General features: G+C 73.2%; 14 protein-coding genes. 8 read left to right on the top strand and 6 right to left on the bottom strand.

Annotated features, from left to right (window positions below; all coding sequences use genetic code 11):
• The first annotated feature begins 10 nt into the window (after positions 1-10).
• Complete coding sequence (locus KBZ10_RS02850) at positions 11-619, top strand: pyridoxamine 5'-phosphate oxidase family protein (protein WP_210985861.1); 609 nt, start codon at positions 11-13, stop codon at positions 617-619.
• A 322-nt stretch (positions 620-941) separates the two neighbouring features.
• Here the strand turns inward: KBZ10_RS02850 and KBZ10_RS02845 are convergent, their stop codons facing one another.
• The 3 genes from KBZ10_RS02845 to KBZ10_RS02835 all read right to left on the bottom strand — a co-directional run bounded on the left by KBZ10_RS02845 (position 942) and on the right by KBZ10_RS02835 (position 3822).
• A complete protein-coding gene (locus KBZ10_RS02845) occupies positions 942-1835 on the bottom strand; it encodes a universal stress protein (RefSeq protein ID WP_210985860.1) in 894 nt (297 codons plus the stop codon).
• A gap of 189 nt (positions 1836-2024) precedes the next feature.
• Positions 2025-3038, bottom strand: coding sequence for a type I glyceraldehyde-3-phosphate dehydrogenase (gene gap / locus KBZ10_RS02840; protein WP_210985859.1), 1014 nt, complete (start codon positions 3036-3038; stop codon positions 2025-2027).
• A 172-nt stretch (positions 3039-3210) separates the two neighbouring features.
• Entirely contained in the window at positions 3211-3822 is a 612-nt protein-coding gene (locus KBZ10_RS02835; RefSeq protein WP_210985858.1) for a DoxX family membrane protein, read from the bottom strand.
• A 500-nt stretch (positions 3823-4322) separates the two neighbouring features.
• Here KBZ10_RS02835 and KBZ10_RS02830 point away from each other — a divergent pair, with 500 nt between their 5' ends.
• The 5 genes from KBZ10_RS02830 to KBZ10_RS02810 all read left to right on the top strand — a co-directional run bounded on the left by KBZ10_RS02830 (position 4323) and on the right by KBZ10_RS02810 (position 9124).
• Positions 4323-5048 (top strand): CBS domain-containing protein, encoded by a 726-nt coding sequence (locus KBZ10_RS02830; RefSeq protein WP_210985857.1) that lies wholly within the window; start codon positions 4323-4325, stop codon positions 5046-5048.
• A gap of 182 nt (positions 5049-5230) precedes the next feature.
• Complete coding sequence (locus tag KBZ10_RS02825) at positions 5231-5926, top strand: CBS domain-containing protein (protein ID WP_307847155.1); 696 nt, start codon at positions 5231-5233, stop codon at positions 5924-5926.
• Between the two features lie 520 nt (positions 5927-6446).
• Positions 6447-7151, top strand: coding sequence for a response regulator transcription factor (locus KBZ10_RS02820; protein WP_210985856.1), 705 nt, complete (start codon positions 6447-6449; stop codon positions 7149-7151).
• An 87-nt stretch (positions 7152-7238) separates the two neighbouring features.
• Positions 7239-8210 carry a hypothetical protein gene (locus KBZ10_RS02815; protein WP_210985855.1) on the top strand — a complete coding sequence of 324 codons (972 nt, stop codon included), beginning with the start codon at positions 7239-7241 and terminating at the stop codon, positions 8208-8210.
• 194 nt (positions 8211-8404) lie between these two features.
• A complete protein-coding gene (locus KBZ10_RS02810; RefSeq protein WP_210985854.1) occupies positions 8405-9124 on the top strand; it encodes a hypothetical protein in 720 nt (239 codons plus the stop codon).
• Positions 9125-9223: 99 nt separating this feature from the next.
• Here KBZ10_RS02810 and KBZ10_RS02805 read toward each other — a convergent pair whose 3' ends face one another.
• Entirely contained in the window at positions 9224-9889 is a 666-nt protein-coding gene (locus tag KBZ10_RS02805; protein ID WP_210985853.1) for a bifunctional 2-polyprenyl-6-hydroxyphenol methylase/3-demethylubiquinol 3-O-methyltransferase UbiG, read from the bottom strand.
• Positions 9890-9972: 83 nt separating this feature from the next.
• Positions 9973-10536 (bottom strand): ATP-binding protein, encoded by a 564-nt coding sequence (locus tag KBZ10_RS02800; protein WP_210985852.1) that lies wholly within the window; start codon positions 10534-10536, stop codon positions 9973-9975.
• A 136-nt stretch (positions 10537-10672) separates the two neighbouring features.
• Here KBZ10_RS02800 and KBZ10_RS02795 point away from each other — a divergent pair, with 136 nt between their 5' ends.
• Positions 10673-12049 carry a hypothetical protein gene (locus KBZ10_RS02795; protein WP_210985851.1) on the top strand — a complete coding sequence of 459 codons (1377 nt, stop codon included), beginning with the start codon at positions 10673-10675 and terminating at the stop codon, positions 12047-12049.
• A gap of 34 nt (positions 12050-12083) precedes the next feature.
• On the top strand, positions 12084-12449 hold the full coding sequence (locus KBZ10_RS02790) for a hypothetical protein (protein WP_210985850.1): 366 nt from the start codon (positions 12084-12086) through the stop codon (positions 12447-12449).
• 204 nt (positions 12450-12653) lie between these two features.
• Here KBZ10_RS02790 and KBZ10_RS02785 read toward each other — a convergent pair whose 3' ends face one another.
• A complete protein-coding gene (locus KBZ10_RS02785) occupies positions 12654-14213 on the bottom strand; it encodes an FG-GAP and VCBS repeat-containing protein (protein ID WP_210985849.1) in 1560 nt (519 codons plus the stop codon).
• Positions 14214-14310: the final 97 nt, after the last annotated feature.

The raw sequence follows: 14310 nt of genomic DNA, 5'->3' as shown, positions 1-14310 counted from the left end.
AATGGCGGGCATGGGGAAAACCTACGAACGCATAGACGGAAGGCTCCGGGCCTTCATCGAGGCGCAGCCGGTCTTCTTCACGGCGACCGCGCCGCTGGACGGGGACGGCACCGTCAATCTGTCGCCCAAGGGCCTCACCGGCTCCTTCGCGGTGCTCGACGAACGGACCGTGGCCTACCTCGACTTCGCCGGCAGCAACGCCGAAACCGTCGCCCACCTGCGCGAGAACGGCCGGATCACCCTGATGTGGTGCGCCTTCCAGGGCCCGCCGAACATCGTGCGCGTCCACGGCCGCGGTGAGCCGGTCTTCCGCGACGACCCGCGCTTCGAGGAACTGCTCACGCACTTCCCGGACATCGACCCTGCCCTGCACGGGCTGCGCGCCGTCATCGTCGTGACGGCCTCTCTCATCCGCGACACCTGCGGCTACGCCGTTCCGTACATGGCCTACGAAGGCGACCGCGACCTGCACCGCAAGCGTTTCGAGCGGGAGGACGACGCGTCCCTGGCCCGGTACTTCGAGAAGAAGGAGCACATCGCGGCCAGTATCGACGGTCTGCCCGGCCTGCCGCTTCCGCTGCCGCCACGGAAGTCCCGGGACGCGGCCCCGCAGGTGTAGTCCGCGTCCGGGTCCGGCCCGTCCGGGGCTGCTCGGCCCCCTCCGGCCCGTCCGGCCCTGCTCGGCCGCAGCCACGCATCCGGCGGACGACGCGGGGGGTGTGCGCCGGTGCCCCGACGCCGTGGAGGCCGGCCAGTCGGCGCCGGCCGGAACGGCCGCGCACGCGCGGTCCGCGCCGCGCTACGGCCTGTCGGCCGGCCCCGGTTCACGGGGCGGCCGACGGGCCGTTGTCGCGTTGCGGTTCGGGCCGCGCCGGGCGCCTTCTCCGGGCCGCGCCCCGCCGGGAGCGGCACCGGGCCGCCGCGGGCCTCAGTCGCGGGCCTCAGTCGTGCGGGACGACCGCGACCGGCACCGAGCAGTGGTGCAGCACCGCGTGGGCGACGGCGCCCAGGTGGGTCCCCACCGGCGAGCGGCGGATACGGCGGCCGATGACGACCAGCGAGGCGTCGCAGCCCGACTCCAGCAGATGGTCGGCGGGCTTGCCGATGACCGCCTGCGCCTCGACCTCCACCCCGGGGAACTTCTGCCGCCAGGTGCGCAGGACCCCGTCGAGCTCGCCGGCGCGCCGCTCGCCGAGCTCCGCCTCCAGGTCGGCGGACGCGGGCAGGTCGCCGTGGGGCGCCACGCTCCAGCCGTGCACCACGCGCAGCCGGGCGCCGCGCCGCGCGGCGGCGTCGAAGGCGAACTCCAGCAGCTCGTCGCTGGGCCCGGCCAGGTCCAGTCCGAGGACGACGTCCCTGTACGGGGTGCCGGTGGAGGCCCGCCCCGCCGCGTCGGGCCGGTGCTCGTCGCCCCCCTGCTCCCCGGCCCGGACCAGGACGACGGGCCGGCGGGCGTGGGCCGCGGTGGACAGGCCGACCGAGCCCACCAGGAAGCCGGTCAGGCCCTTGAGCCCGCGGGAGCCGAGGACGAGCAGCTCCGACTCGTCCGCGACCAGCGGCAGCACCTCCACCGGGTGGCCCCGGAGCTGGTCCCGGGTGATCTCCAGGCCCGGGTGGCGGGCGGCGAGTTCGTCGGTGGCCTCGCGCGGGATGCGCTCGGCCCAGTGGCGCTGGACCTCGGCGTCGGTGCTCGGCGGCAGCGGGTAGGGCAGCGGTTCCCAGACGTGGACGACGCGCAGCGGCAGTCCGCGGAGCTCAGCCTCGCGGGCCGCCCAGTCGGCGGCGGCGATGCTCTCGCGGGAGCCGTCGAGACCGAGGGTGACGGGACGGGACATGGTGGCTACCTCCAGGGATGTGAACGCCGTGGTGACGTCCTTGCTTCGTTTTCAGACTCGCAGGCGGGAGACGGCTGTTGGAGGGGCCGCAAGTCCCGGCCGGGGCACCGGCGGTCCCGGAACGCGCCGGGCCCTTCCGCGCCGGGCGGTGCGGCGGCGCGGAAGGGCCCGTGGGGCGCGGTCGCCCGGTCAGAGCCGGGCGGCCACGTACTCCGTGAGGTCCAGCAGCCGGTTGCTGTAGCCCCATTCGTTGTCGTACCAGCCGAAGACCTTGACCAGTTCGCCGCGCGCCTGCGTGAGCGGGGCGTCGACGACGCAGGAGGCCGGGTCGCCGACGATGTCGCGGGAGACGATCGGCGCGCTGCTCACGCGCAGCACACCGTTCAGCCCGCCCTCGGCGGCCTCCGCGAACGCCTCGTTGATCTCCTCGGCGGTGGCCGCGCGGCGCAGCACCAGCGCGAGGTCGGTCAGCGAGCCGTCCTCGACGGGGACGCGGACCGCGATGCCGTCCAGGACCCCGGCCAGCTCGGGCAGGACCAGGCCGACGGCGCGGGCGGCGCCGGTGGACGTCGGGATGATGCTGACGGCGGCCGTGCGGGCGCGGCGCAGGTCCTTGTGCGGACTGTCCAGCACCGACTGGTCGTTGGTGTAGCCGTGGATGGTCGTCATCAGCCCCTTGACGATGCCGAAGCGCTCGTGGAGCACCTTGACCATCGGCACCACGCAGTTGGTGGTGCAGGAGGCGTTGGAGACGATCTCGTGCCGCTCGGGGTCGTAGTCCGTCTCGTTGACGCCCATGACGATGGTGGCGTCCACGTCCTTGCCGGGCGCGGAGAGCAGCACCTTGCGGGCGCCGGCCTTGAGGTGGCGGGCGATCTCCTCGCGGGTGCGGAAGCGGCCGGTGGCCTCGATGACGATGTCCACGCCGTGCTCGGCCCAGGCGAGTTCGGCCGGGTCGCGCTCGGCGGTGACGGCGATGCGGTGGCCGTCCACGGTGATCGAGCCGGCGTCGTGCGCGACGGTGCGGCCGAGTCGGCCGTAGGTGGAGTCGTACTCCAGGAGATGGGCGAGGGTCGCCGTCGGCGCGATGTCGTTGATGGCCACCACCTCGACCGGAGTGGTGTCGTCCGTCCGGCCCAGGGCACTGCGCAGGTAGTTGCGCCCGATGCGGCCGAATCCGTTGATGCCTACCCGTACGGTCATTTTCCGTTCCTCCGGAACGTGTGCTGGCGGTTGTGTGTGGCGGCTGTGGCGACGGCGGCGCGGGCACCCGGTGCGAGGACGGGCCCGGGGCCGGGCCCGGACACACCGGCCGGGCCGGCGGTGCTGGGCGCCGGCCCGGTCGGAGCTTTCGCGCCGCGGCTCATGAGGGAGGTCAGAGGAGCCAGCGGTTCTTGCGGACGATGGGCAGTTCCGCCCACTTGCGGCCCAGGCCCCAGGTGTTGCCGGCGTAGGCGGCGGCGAGGGCGATCAGGACCAGCGCGTAGATCAGGTGGTAGTCGGCCACGGGGTTGGTCGACATGCTCGGCGCGCCGTCCGACAGGTGTTGTGCGAGTGGCCATTCGGCCGCCCACATCAGCATCATCATCACGGAGCCGGCGACGGCGGCCAGCCGCAGTGCCACACCGCTGAGGAGCGCGACGCCGATGCCCAGCAGGCCCAGCATGAACAGCCAGTTCGCCCAGCCGGCGCCCGCGATGTCGTGGAAGAAGGACTCCAGGGGCCCGACGGCCACGTGGCTCAGGAAGCCCTCGGTGGGCGATCCGCCGTCGATCCAGCCCTTGCCCGCGGGGGTGGCGTAGCCCCACCCGAAGGTCTTGTCGAGGAAGGCCCAGAGGAAGACGAAGCCGGTCACGATGCGGACGATCGCGAAGGTCTTCGCGCCCGCCGGGGTCATGACCGCGCCGTGCTCCGGGGCGGTCAGGGCCGCACGCTGGGACGGGACCTGCATACGGCGGTTCAGACGGGGTTCCTGCATGACGGCCATGACGGGCTCCTTCGCTCGGGGTGGACCCTTCCGGGTGTCTCCCTTCCGGGTGTCTCCCGTCCGGGGCTGCCGGTCGGTGGCCGCCGGTCGGGGTGACGCTTCAACCATGGCGCCCCGCACCGGCGTGCGCCGGGTGCCGAAGGACCGGACCGGGCGGGCCCAACGGCCCCCATTTCCCGGGCCTCTTGGACGCCGGGCGGCCCGCGGCCGCCCGCGGCGGGCCCCGGGCGGGGAGCCGGCCGGGCGCGGCCGGGGGAGCTCCCGGGGGAGGTCCGCGCCGGGGCGCCGTACGGCCCGGGCCCCGGGGGGCCGAACGGCCCCGCGACCGGCCCGGGCAGCCCCTGTGAAGCGCCGGCGGCCGGACGGATCGTGGAATCGCGGACCCGTGGCCGCGCCGCCCGTACCGGAACGCCACCGGAACCGGGCGGGCGGGACGAGCCGGACGAGGAAACCCAGGCACCGGACCGGCCCGCCGAGGACCGGGAGATGAGGAGATGGCCATGAAGCAGCGGAAGGTCGGCAGCGTGATGACGGGCGACGTCGTCCGGGTCGTCCGCAGCACCCCGTTCAAGGACGTCGCGGCCCTGCTCGCGGAGCACCGCATCAGCGGGGTGCCCGTCGTGGACGACGACGAGAAGGTCCTCGGCGTGATCTCCGAGACGGACCTCATGGCCCGGCAGGCCGAGAAGACGGACTCGGGGGAGCGGCGCCACCGCTTCCGCCTCACCCCGTCCGCTCACCGGACCGCCGTCAAGGCCCGCGCGCTGACGGCCGGTGAACTGATGTCCTCCCCGGCGGTCACGGTGCGCGCCGAGAGTTCCATCGCGGAGGCGGCCCGCACCCTGGCCAAGTTCCGCGTCGAGCGGCTGCCCGTGATCGACGAGGAGGACCGGCTGGTCGGCATCGTCACCCGCCGCGACCTGCTCCAGGTCTTCCTCCGGCCGGACGAGGAGATCCGCGCCGAGGTGATCGACGAGGTGCTGGTCCGCACCCTGTGGCTGGTGCCGCAGGCGATCAAGGTCACCGTCACCGACGGCGTGGTCACGCTGGAGGGCGAGCTGGAGCGCAGCAGCGAGGTGCCCGTCGCCGTCCGGATGACCGGGCAGATCGACGGCGTGGTCTCGGTGGTCGACCGGCTGACCTCCCGGTACGACGACTCCCGGCTGCGGCCGGCCGAGGCGTCGACCGCGCAGGGCACCGTGGACGACTGGCTGCGCAGCCTCTGACGGTCCGGGCCGGCCCGACCGGGCCCGGACTGCCGGCCCGGACTGCCGGCCCGGACTGCCGGCCCGGGCTCCGGCTCCGGGCTTCCCACGGCCGGACCCGCAGGACCGGCCGGACCCGCAGGACCGGCCGGACCCGCAGGACCGGCCGTACCCCCGAGCGCCACACGAACCCAGGAGGAGCTGTGCAGGGCGGAGAGCACATCGTCAATGACGTGATGACGCACACGGTCATCGGCGTCGGCCGGGACGCTCCCTTCAAGGAGATCGTCCGGACCATGCTGGAGTGGGAGATCAGCGCCCTGCCGGTGCTGGGCGAGGACGGCCGCGTCATCGGCGTGGTCTCCGAGGCCGATCTGCTGCCGAAGGAGGAGTTCCGCAGGCTCTGTCCGCCCGGCCTGGACGATCCCGAACGCCGGCGTGACGTGGTCAAGGCGGAGGCGTACACCGCGGGAGAGCTGATGACGTCCCCCGCCGTCACCGTGCGGGCCGGCGCCACCCTCGCCGAGGCCGCGCGGATCATGGCGTTGCGGAAGGTCAAGAGGCTGCCGGTGACCGACCCCGGGGGCACCCTCGCCGGCGTCGTCAGCCGGGGAGACCTGCTCAAGGTCTTCCTCCGCACCGACGAGGACATCGCGGAGGAGGTGCGCCGCGAGGTGACCGGCCCGCTCTTCGGCGAGGCGGCGGCCGTGGAGGTGCGTGTGCACCAGGGCATGGTGGTCCTCGCCGGGCGGATTCCGGACTGCTCCCTGGTCCCGGTCGCGGCCCGGCTGACCCGCGCGGTGGCCGGTGTGGTGGACGTGGAGTGCGCCTTCGCCGGGCCCGAGCCGTGCCCGCCGGTCGTCCCGCCGCTCGCCGTCGGCGGAGTGCCCGAGGCCTGACCCGGGCCCGCCAGGACCGCCGGGCCCGCCAGGACCGGCCGGGCCGGCAGGCCGCGGCGCCGAGTGCGCGCCGGCGTGCGCTGGGCGTGCGCCGGGCCCCGTACGGATCCGGGTCAGGGGACCCGTCCGGGGCCCGGCGCACTTCGGGGCCGGAGGCGCCGCGCCGGGAACGGCCGCGCCGGAGGCATCCGCGCCGGCGTCTCCGCACACGCGGCATGCCCCCGGAAGCCTGTGCGGGGCACGCCCACGGACGGCGGTCCGCGCCCAACGGTCCCGGCGAGCCGCGCCCCCCGGCGCGCCGCAGGCCCCCCGGTGCGCCGCGCGCCCGGCCCGGCCCCGCCCGACGGCCCCCCCGGCCCCGGCCCCGTACCCGCTCCCGTCCTCCCGCGGCCCCGAGGTACCGGACCCCGCCGGGCCGGTGACCAACGGACGGCGTCCAGGGACCGTTCGGCCCTAACCGGCCCGTCCCCGGCGGCGTGACGATCGGGGGAGCGACGGTTCACCACTCCCGAGGGACACCATGGCCGAGGAAGAACGCGAGGCAGTACCGGAGAAGCCCATCAGGGTCTTCCTGCTCGACGACCACGAGGTCGTCCGGCGCGGGGTCCAGGACCTGCTGGAATCGGAGCCGGACATCAACGTCGTCGGCGAGGCGGTCACCGCCGAGCAGGCACTCGTCCGCGCCACCGCGCTCCGCCCCGACGTCGCCGTACTCGACGTGCGGCTGCCCGACGGGAACGGCATCGCGGTCTGCCGCGAGCTGCGCGACCGGATGCCGGACCTGGCCTGCCTGATGCTCACCTCGTTCGACGACGACGAGGCGCTGCTCGACGCCATCATGGCCGGCGCCTCCGGCTACGTCCTCAAGCAGATCACGGGCCTCGACCTGGTCTCCGCCGTCCGCACCGTGGCCTCCGGGCAGTCCATGCTCGATCCCGCCACCACCGCCCGGCTGATGACCAGCCTGCGCGGCGAGGACGAGGAGGCGGAGGTCCGGAGCGAGGTGCTGGCCGATCTGTCCCCGCGGGAGCGGGAGATCCTCGGCCTCATCGGCGAGGGGCTGACCAACCGCGAGATCGGCCGGCGGCTCTACCTCTCCGAGAAGACCGTCAAGAACCACATCTCCCGGCTGCTCGCCAAGCTCGGCGTGGAACGCCGGATCCAGGCCGCCGTCCTGGCCACCCAGGCGGCGCCGCAGCCGTCCCTGCAGCACGGCCCCTGCTGAAACCCGGGCCCGGGCGGGACCGGGACCCGGACGGCGCGTTTTCCACGGCGCGGGCATCCCACGCCGGGCACCGGGAGGACTGACGACATGACGACCACCGCCCCGCCGGACACGGCCACCCTGGAGAAGCTGATCTCCGCGTCCGTGGCCGCGCCCTCGATGTACAACACCCAGCCCTGGCGCTACCGCATGGATCCCGCCACCGCCGTGGTGGAGATCCGCGCGGCGGCCGACCGCGCGCTGCGCCACGCCGACCCGGTCGGCCGCGCGCTGCACGTCTCCGTCGGCGCGGCCCTGTTCAACCTGCGGGTGGCCGCGGCCCACCTCGGCCGGGAGCCGGTGGTCCGCCTGCTGCCGCGCCCCGGCGAGCCCGACCTGCTGGCCTCCGTACGCCTGGCCGGCCGGCCCCGCCCGGGCGGCCACCGGCCGGACCTCTACGACGCGCTGTGGCAGCGGCACAGCAGCCGCTTCCCGTTCTCAGCGCACCCCCTGCCGAGCCGACTCCCGGCCGAACTGACCGAGGCCGCGCACGCCGAGGGCGTGCTGCTGTCCTTCCCCGGCCCGACCGAGACGGCCCGGCTGCTGCGCGTCACCGCGGAGGGCGAGCGCCGCAACACCCACGACCAGATGCGGCGCGCGGAGAGCCGCCGCTGGATACGGGAGGGAACGTTCGACGGGATGCCCGGCTCCGTCCTGGGCCCGCAGGACGCCACGGGGCAGCTGCCGATGCGGGACTTCGCGGGGATGCGCCCCGCGAGCGGCCGCCCGACCGCAGCCTTCGAACGGCGCCCCGTCATCGCCGTCCTGTCCACCACGCACGACCGCCGCGCCGACTGGCTGCGCGCCGGGCAGGCCCTGGAACACGTGCTGCTGGTCGCCACCGCCGAGGGCGTCCGGGCGTCCCTGCTCCACCAGGGCCTGGAGTACCCGGACCTGCGCTGGGCCCTCGGCGACGGCCGCGGCCGCCCCCGCCACATCCAGATGCTGATCCGCCTCGGCTACGGCCCCGTGGGCCCGGCCACTCCGCGCCGCCCGGTCCGCCTGGTCCGCGACCGCTGACGGACGGGCCCGCCCTGCTGACGCCCGGGCCCGCCCCCGGACCGCCGACGGGCACCCGCCCCGTCCCGCCGAACCGGCTCGGCTGGGCGGGTGGTTCGCGGTGCGCGCGCTGTGGCGTCTCCCGGCCTTCTGGACCCGGCGGTGATGATGCGGGAAAAGAAGCCGATGCCGAAGGGCTTTGAGGAGACACCCCCGTGAAGACCGTGAAGAGTTCCCGCCGGACGCTGCTGAAGAGGTCGGCCGCCGCCTGCGCCGCGGTGGTGGCGGTTCCGGCTCTGGCCGGAGGTTCCGCCTCGGCCTCCGGTGACGCCGGGCGCGCCGGGCAGGCCGCCCACGGGACCGGCACCACCGTGATGATCATCCGGCATGCGGAGAAGCCCGCCGACGACGGCAGTCTTCCGTACGGGGTCGAGGAGTCCGGGGAGCAGGACAAGGACTCCCTCGCGGTGCGGGGCTGGCAGCGGGCCGGTGCGCTGGCGGAACTGTTCGCACCGTACGAGGGCATTCCGCGCTCCGGCCTGTCCCGTCCGCACCGGATCTACGCCACCTCTGCGGAGCACCACGGGCGGCCCGTCAGCCGGCGCCCGATCGAGACCGTGACCCCCCTGGCGGACAAGCTCGGAAAGACGATCGACACCTCCTACGACAACGACGACGAGAAGAAGCTGGCCAAGGAGCTGGCCGGGCGGAAGGGGACCTCCCTGGTGGCCTGGCACCACGGGACGATCCCCAAGCTCGCACGAGACCTGACCGGAGCCGACGGCAGCAGGCTGAACATCCCGGACCACTGGCCGGGCCACCGGTTCGACGTGGTGTGGGTGTTCGAGCACACGAAGAAGGGGTGGACCTTCAGGCAGGTCCCCCAGATGCTGCTGTCCGGTGACGAGGACAAGCCGATCAAGCCCAGCTCGTAGGGCTCCTCTCCCCGGCCGTTCACGGGGCCCGGCGGCGTACGCCCGCCCTCGACGGGCGCCGTGTAGGCGGCCGCCGTACGGGCCCGGCCGGGGACCTGTTCACGGCGGTGCCGAAGCCGTGGCGATCAGTGTGCCGATGTGCCCCGGGACGGGAGCGTCCAGCACGAGTACGTCAACGTCCCGGAACCCCGCGCGAGTGAGGAAGCGGGCCCAGACCTCCGGCTTGTAGCTGTAGCGGTAGGTGAACAGGGCCGGACCGGCGAAGCCGCCCTTGTACATGCCCTGCGGCCCGTAGGCCCCGGGAATGGCGGGCGGCTGCGAGAACGCGAAGACGCCACCGGGGTTCAACCGCTGCGCGACCAGCGGGAAGAGCCGGCCGGGGTCGCAGAACCAGACGGCCCCGAAGACCGAGTACACGGCGTCGTAGGCCGCCCGGTCCTCCGACAGGAACTCCAGGACTTCCGCACACACGAACTCGACCCCCAGCGGCCCCCACCGCTTCGAGACGTTCCCGACCATGACGGGGGAGAGATCCACCCCCTTCGCCTTGACGCCCCGCTGAGCGAGGCAGGCGAGCGCACGTCCGGTGCCGCACCCGATCTCCAGCACACTGCCCGGCCTGCCGAGGAGCTCGGGCCCCGGACCGTGGCCTTTGTACTGCGTCCAGTTGAAGACAGGCTCCGCATCCGTCACGTCGTTGCGGGCACTGCCGGCGTAGGCGTCCCAGAGCTCGCGCTCCGCCGCGATGTCATGGGGTACTGGCACGTCAGCTCCTCACTGGTGTTGTCCGGCGACATGCCCGCCTCCCCCCTGCTGATGGCAGGACGAGGTGGAGCGTTGACCGAAAGTCAGTCTGCGTTCGTAGCCGTGGGCCGTGGATCCTCGTCGGCAGCAGTGCTGACCGAGCACCACACGGTGCCGTCGCCGTCCGTTCCCCACACGTCGGCGATGTGGTCGACGAGCTGAAGACCGCGGCCGTTCTCCTCGTCCGGGCCTGGATCGCGCAGGCCGGGCCGGCCCGTGGACTCGCCGGCGACGGTGAGATGGACCTTCCCGTCCTCCCGGGTCATGTGGAGACTCGTCCGGTCGCCCCAGCCGTGGCGTACGGCGTTGCTGACGAGCTCTGAGACCAAGAGCCGCATCTCGTCCACGAAGCCGGCGAGTTCCCAGCGCATCAAGTACTCGGTTACCACAACGCGGGCGCGGCCCGGCCAGCGGTATGGGTCGCCGTCCTCGGCACGGTCGAAGACGAGGTCCAGCCGGTTGGCGCGGTTGGCCGGGGTGCCGTACGCCGGAACGCGGCCGTCAGCGGCGCGGTTGACGAGTGTCCCGGAGACGGGGCGGGCCGCGTCGGCCGTGTCCGGGAGATCGGCGTGAGCACCGCGGCTCGCGAAGGCGGGGGATGGTGCCATGGCGAAGAACCTCTTCCGTCGAGCGCACTCTTCCGGGCTTTCGTACGCTCAGTAAACTGATGGGAGCTTTGGGTAACTACGGGCCCGGTGGGCTCAGGTCGCTCAACGTGCTCAATGCCGCCGCCAGGGGAGGGGTATGTCCCGTCAGGGAAGGCAGCCGAACGAGGCGCTCCGTTCCGTCCTGCAAGAAGCCGGGATGAGCTACGCGGCTCTTGCGCGGCGCGTTCGCGAGGTGGCCGCGGAGAACGGCGACGACACGGTCCGCACGAGCTCCGCGGCCGTGGCGTACTGGGTGGCGGGGACGCCGCCGAGGACGACAACCACCCGCTATGTCGCCGAAGCTCTCTCCCGGAGACTCGGGCGTCTCGTCACGCCGGCCGACATCGGGCTACCGTCGCCCGAAGACGCGGGCGGCCCCGGACTCGCAGCCGATCCGGTCGAGTCCCTCGCGCACCTAGGACGGGCGGACGTGGACCGACGCAGGTTTCTCAGCACCACCGCGTACTCGGTGAGCGCTCTGGCGCTGCCCCTTTCCCCGGGGACCGCCGAGGCGGCACAGCGAGCGCGGCGAGCCGACGCCGGCGGGCGTATCGGAGCAGCGGAGATCGCCACCGTCCGCGAGGTGACGAAGGTCTTCACCAGGGCTGACGAGCGGTTGGGCGGCGACACGGGCCGGTCGGCGGTCGTGGAGTATCTCGCCACGGACGTGGCGGCCTACTGCCGTGGCACGTTCGCCGACGACGGGGTGCGGCGCGGCATGTTCGGAGCCGCCGCCGAACTCGCGTATCTCGCCGGCTGGAAAGCCCACGATGCCGGGCGGGCGGGACTGGCGCAGCGCTACTACCTGCACTCCTTCCAGTTGGCGGAGGAAGCGGACCCGCGAGCGCACGCCGGTTACGTCCTGCGGATCCTGGCGCACCAGGCGTTCGACAACGGCCACAACACGCACTGCGTGGACCTGGCCGACGCGGCGCTGAACCGGGTCCGCAGGCGGGTCGACAAGGAGACGGAAAGCCTGTTCTGGCTCACCCTGGCCCGGGCTCACGCGGCCGAGGGCAACCGTGCCGGTGCCCTGTCCGCCATCACCACCGCAGAGAGGCTGATGGACACCGCGAAGACGGACCAGCCGCCCGGCTGGGCAAGCCTGGGCGGTCCGCCGGAGGCGCGGCTCGCCAACCAGACGGCAAAGGCCCTGACCGCTCTGAGGGACGTGAAAGCCGCTGAAGAGCAGTACCGGCGCTCCGCCCGCTGCTGGAACCCGGCGACGCACCCCCGGATCCACGCACTGACTCTCGCCGACCTGGGACATGCGCAGTTGTGGCAGGGACGGATGGACAGCGCATGCGGCACCTGGACGACGGCGCTGCGCGGGTTGCGGGGAGTGAACTCGGCCCGCGCCCGGGAGGCCGTAGCGGATATGCGCCGCAGCCTGACGGTGTTCCGCAACCGCGGCTCGGCCGAAGCCACAAGGCTCGACGAGCACGCCGCAGCATGGCAGAGCGCCAACACCTGACAGCGAGAAGAGCCACGGCAGACAAGGGGCAGGCATGGACCGGACCGAGGGCGCGAGGTTGTTCCGGGAGGCGTGGATCGCGGGCATGCGCGCGCACTTTCCCGGTGAGCCGAAGCCCGGGTATGTGACGCCCTGGGACGAGACGCCGGAGTGGGAGCGGGCGGCGGCCGGGGCCGTCCACGAGCAGGTGCGCCAGTTCCTCGAACTGAGCGGCGGGCACGCCTCCCGCCTCACCCGGGAGCAGAAGGGGCGCTATGTCGCGACCTGCTGGATCGCCCAGATGTACCAGCACTTCGAGGACCCGAAACCCGGTTACGTGGCCGACTGGGCCGAGCTGCCCTCCTGGCAGCAGGAGACCGACGCGGACATCTTCGAGGCGATCGAGAAGTCGCTGAACTGACCCTGCCCGCGCCTGCTTTGTCCGCACCGGCCGCCATCGCGTCCGTCCAGGGTTCGGCGCGCACAGCCGGAAGGCCGCGGAAGAGGGGGACGAAGTGGTTTCCCGGCACGGAAGCCCGCGCCCGAGGCGCGAGCCACCGTCCCGGGCGCGGACTGTGCGGTGCGGGTCCATGCCTGTCGGCGACGGTGCGGGCGTGCGGAGAAGCTACGGAGCCGGCAGCGCGATGCCGAAGGCGTCGCCGTCGCTCCCGGCGGACCAGCCGAGGTCGCCTTCTGCGAGTGCGGTGGCGGACTCCAGCGTGCCCGGGGCGGCCTCGAGCACGGTCACTGTGCCCGCCGCGTTGCCGGGAGCCCCGATCAGCGGCTCGACTCTGCCGTTTCCGTCCGTGTCCAGCGCGCCGACGGTCCAGCCGAAGTGGTCGGCCGTGGCCACGACCCCGGGTACGCCGGCGGTGTCCTGGTCGATCCACAGAGCGCCGGAAGTCGAGATGCCGCCGGTTGCGTTGCCGAAGAGAACCAGGGAGGCTCCGGCACCCTTGGTCGAGCCGATCGCCTCGCTGCGCATGCCGGCGACCAAGTCGTCCACGCCGTCCCCGTCGAAGTCACCCGAGGCGAGCGAAGCGGCGAAGTAGTCCTCCTGCTCGGGGGCTCCGGCGATGCCCGGGGTGTCCTGATCGAAGAGTTCCACGCGGTCGGTGGAGAGGCCCTCGGCGTCGGAGTAGACCACCGCGAGGCGGCCGGCGGCACCGTCCTCGACGACCTTCTGGTCGGAGACGCCGATGGCCACGTCCGTGTACGGGTCGTCGTTGAAGTGGCCGAGGGCGAGTGCGCTGCCCGCGAACTCGCCGATGCCGGTGACGTTTCCGGAGTCGAGGTACCCCCCGGAGGCCGGGGCGTCCGTAATGGGTCCGTACAGCACGTGGATCGAGCCGCGGTCCGAACTGCCGGAGATCTGCTCGCCGATGGTGGCCGAGACCAGGTCCTGGGTGCCGTCGCCGTTGATGTCGCCGATGGCGATCTGCTCGCCGAAGCGGTCGCCGGGCTCCGGGGTTCCGGGGACATTGGCGGTGGACTGGTCGAGCCACACGGTCGAGCCGGCTGTCAGGCCGCTCGCCGAACCGAACATCACCTTGATGGACCCGGCGTTGGAATCGCCCCCCGCCAGGTCGAGCGGCTGACCGATCGCCAGATCACTGTAGCCGTCGCCATTGAGGTCCCCGGCGGCCAGGGAGTAGGCGAAGAGCTCGTCCCGGCCCACGGCGCCGGGCATGCCGGTCGTGTCTTCCGTGAAGACGTCCGTACGGGAGTCGTAGAGGCCCCCGGACGATCCGTAGTGCACAGTCAGCATTCCGGCGCCCTCGGTGGTGTCGACGGCTTCCAACGGGGAGGCTATCGCGAGGTCGGCGTGGCCGTCGTTGTCGAAGTCTCCACTGGCGAAAGCCTGTCCGAAGCTGTCGTCGTCCTCGGCTGCTCCGGGCACCCCCGGGGACTCCTGGTCGATGCGCACGGATGTGCTCGCGGGCCCGGACGCGGTGCCGTTGGCGATGACGACCGAGCCCGCCGCCGCGTGACCGGAGACTGCGTTACCCGGCAGGCCGATGGCCAGGTCGGGCTTGCCGTCGCCGTTGAAGTCGTAGGGCGCGGTTGCCGGTTCGCCGGTACCGGCGACGAGAACGGCCGTGGCCACCGCGCCCGTGCAGACGAGCAGACCGACCGCCGCATGCCATTTCCGCAGGCGGCGCGGACTTGCCTTCTTCTCGGCCATGACTGCCCTTCACTCGTCCTTCGCTGCTGCGGGGGGTGGCGTACGCGGCGCGCTGCCGCAACGAGATGCGCGCTGCCGTGATCGGCGATGCAGGTTA

Source organism: Streptomyces sp. F63 (assembly GCF_018070345.1).
In the GTDB taxonomy this organism is placed as follows: domain Bacteria; phylum Actinomycetota; class Actinomycetes; order Streptomycetales; family Streptomycetaceae; genus Streptomyces.
This window is presented reverse-complemented; position numbering and strand designations above follow the sequence as displayed.

Bases quoted from the DNA above. Each gene is read 5' to 3' on its own strand.
- KBZ10_RS02850 (WP_210985861.1), top strand. From the start codon at position 11: ATGGGGAAAACCTACGAACGCATAGACGGAAGGCTCCGGGCCTTCATC.
- KBZ10_RS02845 (WP_210985860.1), bottom strand. From the start codon at position 1,835: ATGTCCCGTCCCGTCACCCTCGGTCTCGACGGCTCCCGCGAGAGCATC.
- gap (WP_210985859.1), bottom strand. From the start codon at position 3,038: ATGACCGTACGGGTAGGCATCAACGGATTCGGCCGCATCGGGCGCAAC.
- KBZ10_RS02835 (WP_210985858.1), bottom strand. From the start codon at position 3,822: ATGGCCGTCATGCAGGAACCCCGTCTGAACCGCCGTATGCAGGTCCCG.
- KBZ10_RS02830 (WP_210985857.1), top strand. From the start codon at position 4,323: ATGAAGCAGCGGAAGGTCGGCAGCGTGATGACGGGCGACGTCGTCCGG.
- KBZ10_RS02820 (WP_210985856.1), top strand. From the start codon at position 6,447: ATGGCCGAGGAAGAACGCGAGGCAGTACCGGAGAAGCCCATCAGGGTC.
- KBZ10_RS02815 (WP_210985855.1), top strand. From the start codon at position 7,239: ATGACGACCACCGCCCCGCCGGACACGGCCACCCTGGAGAAGCTGATC.
- KBZ10_RS02800 (WP_210985852.1), bottom strand. From the start codon at position 10,536: ATGGCACCATCCCCCGCCTTCGCGAGCCGCGGTGCTCACGCCGATCTC.
- KBZ10_RS02795 (WP_210985851.1), top strand. From the start codon at position 10,673: ATGTCCCGTCAGGGAAGGCAGCCGAACGAGGCGCTCCGTTCCGTCCTG.
- KBZ10_RS02790 (WP_210985850.1), top strand. From the start codon at position 12,084: ATGGACCGGACCGAGGGCGCGAGGTTGTTCCGGGAGGCGTGGATCGCG.
- KBZ10_RS02785 (WP_210985849.1), bottom strand. From the start codon at position 14,213: ATGGCCGAGAAGAAGGCAAGTCCGCGCCGCCTGCGGAAATGGCATGCG.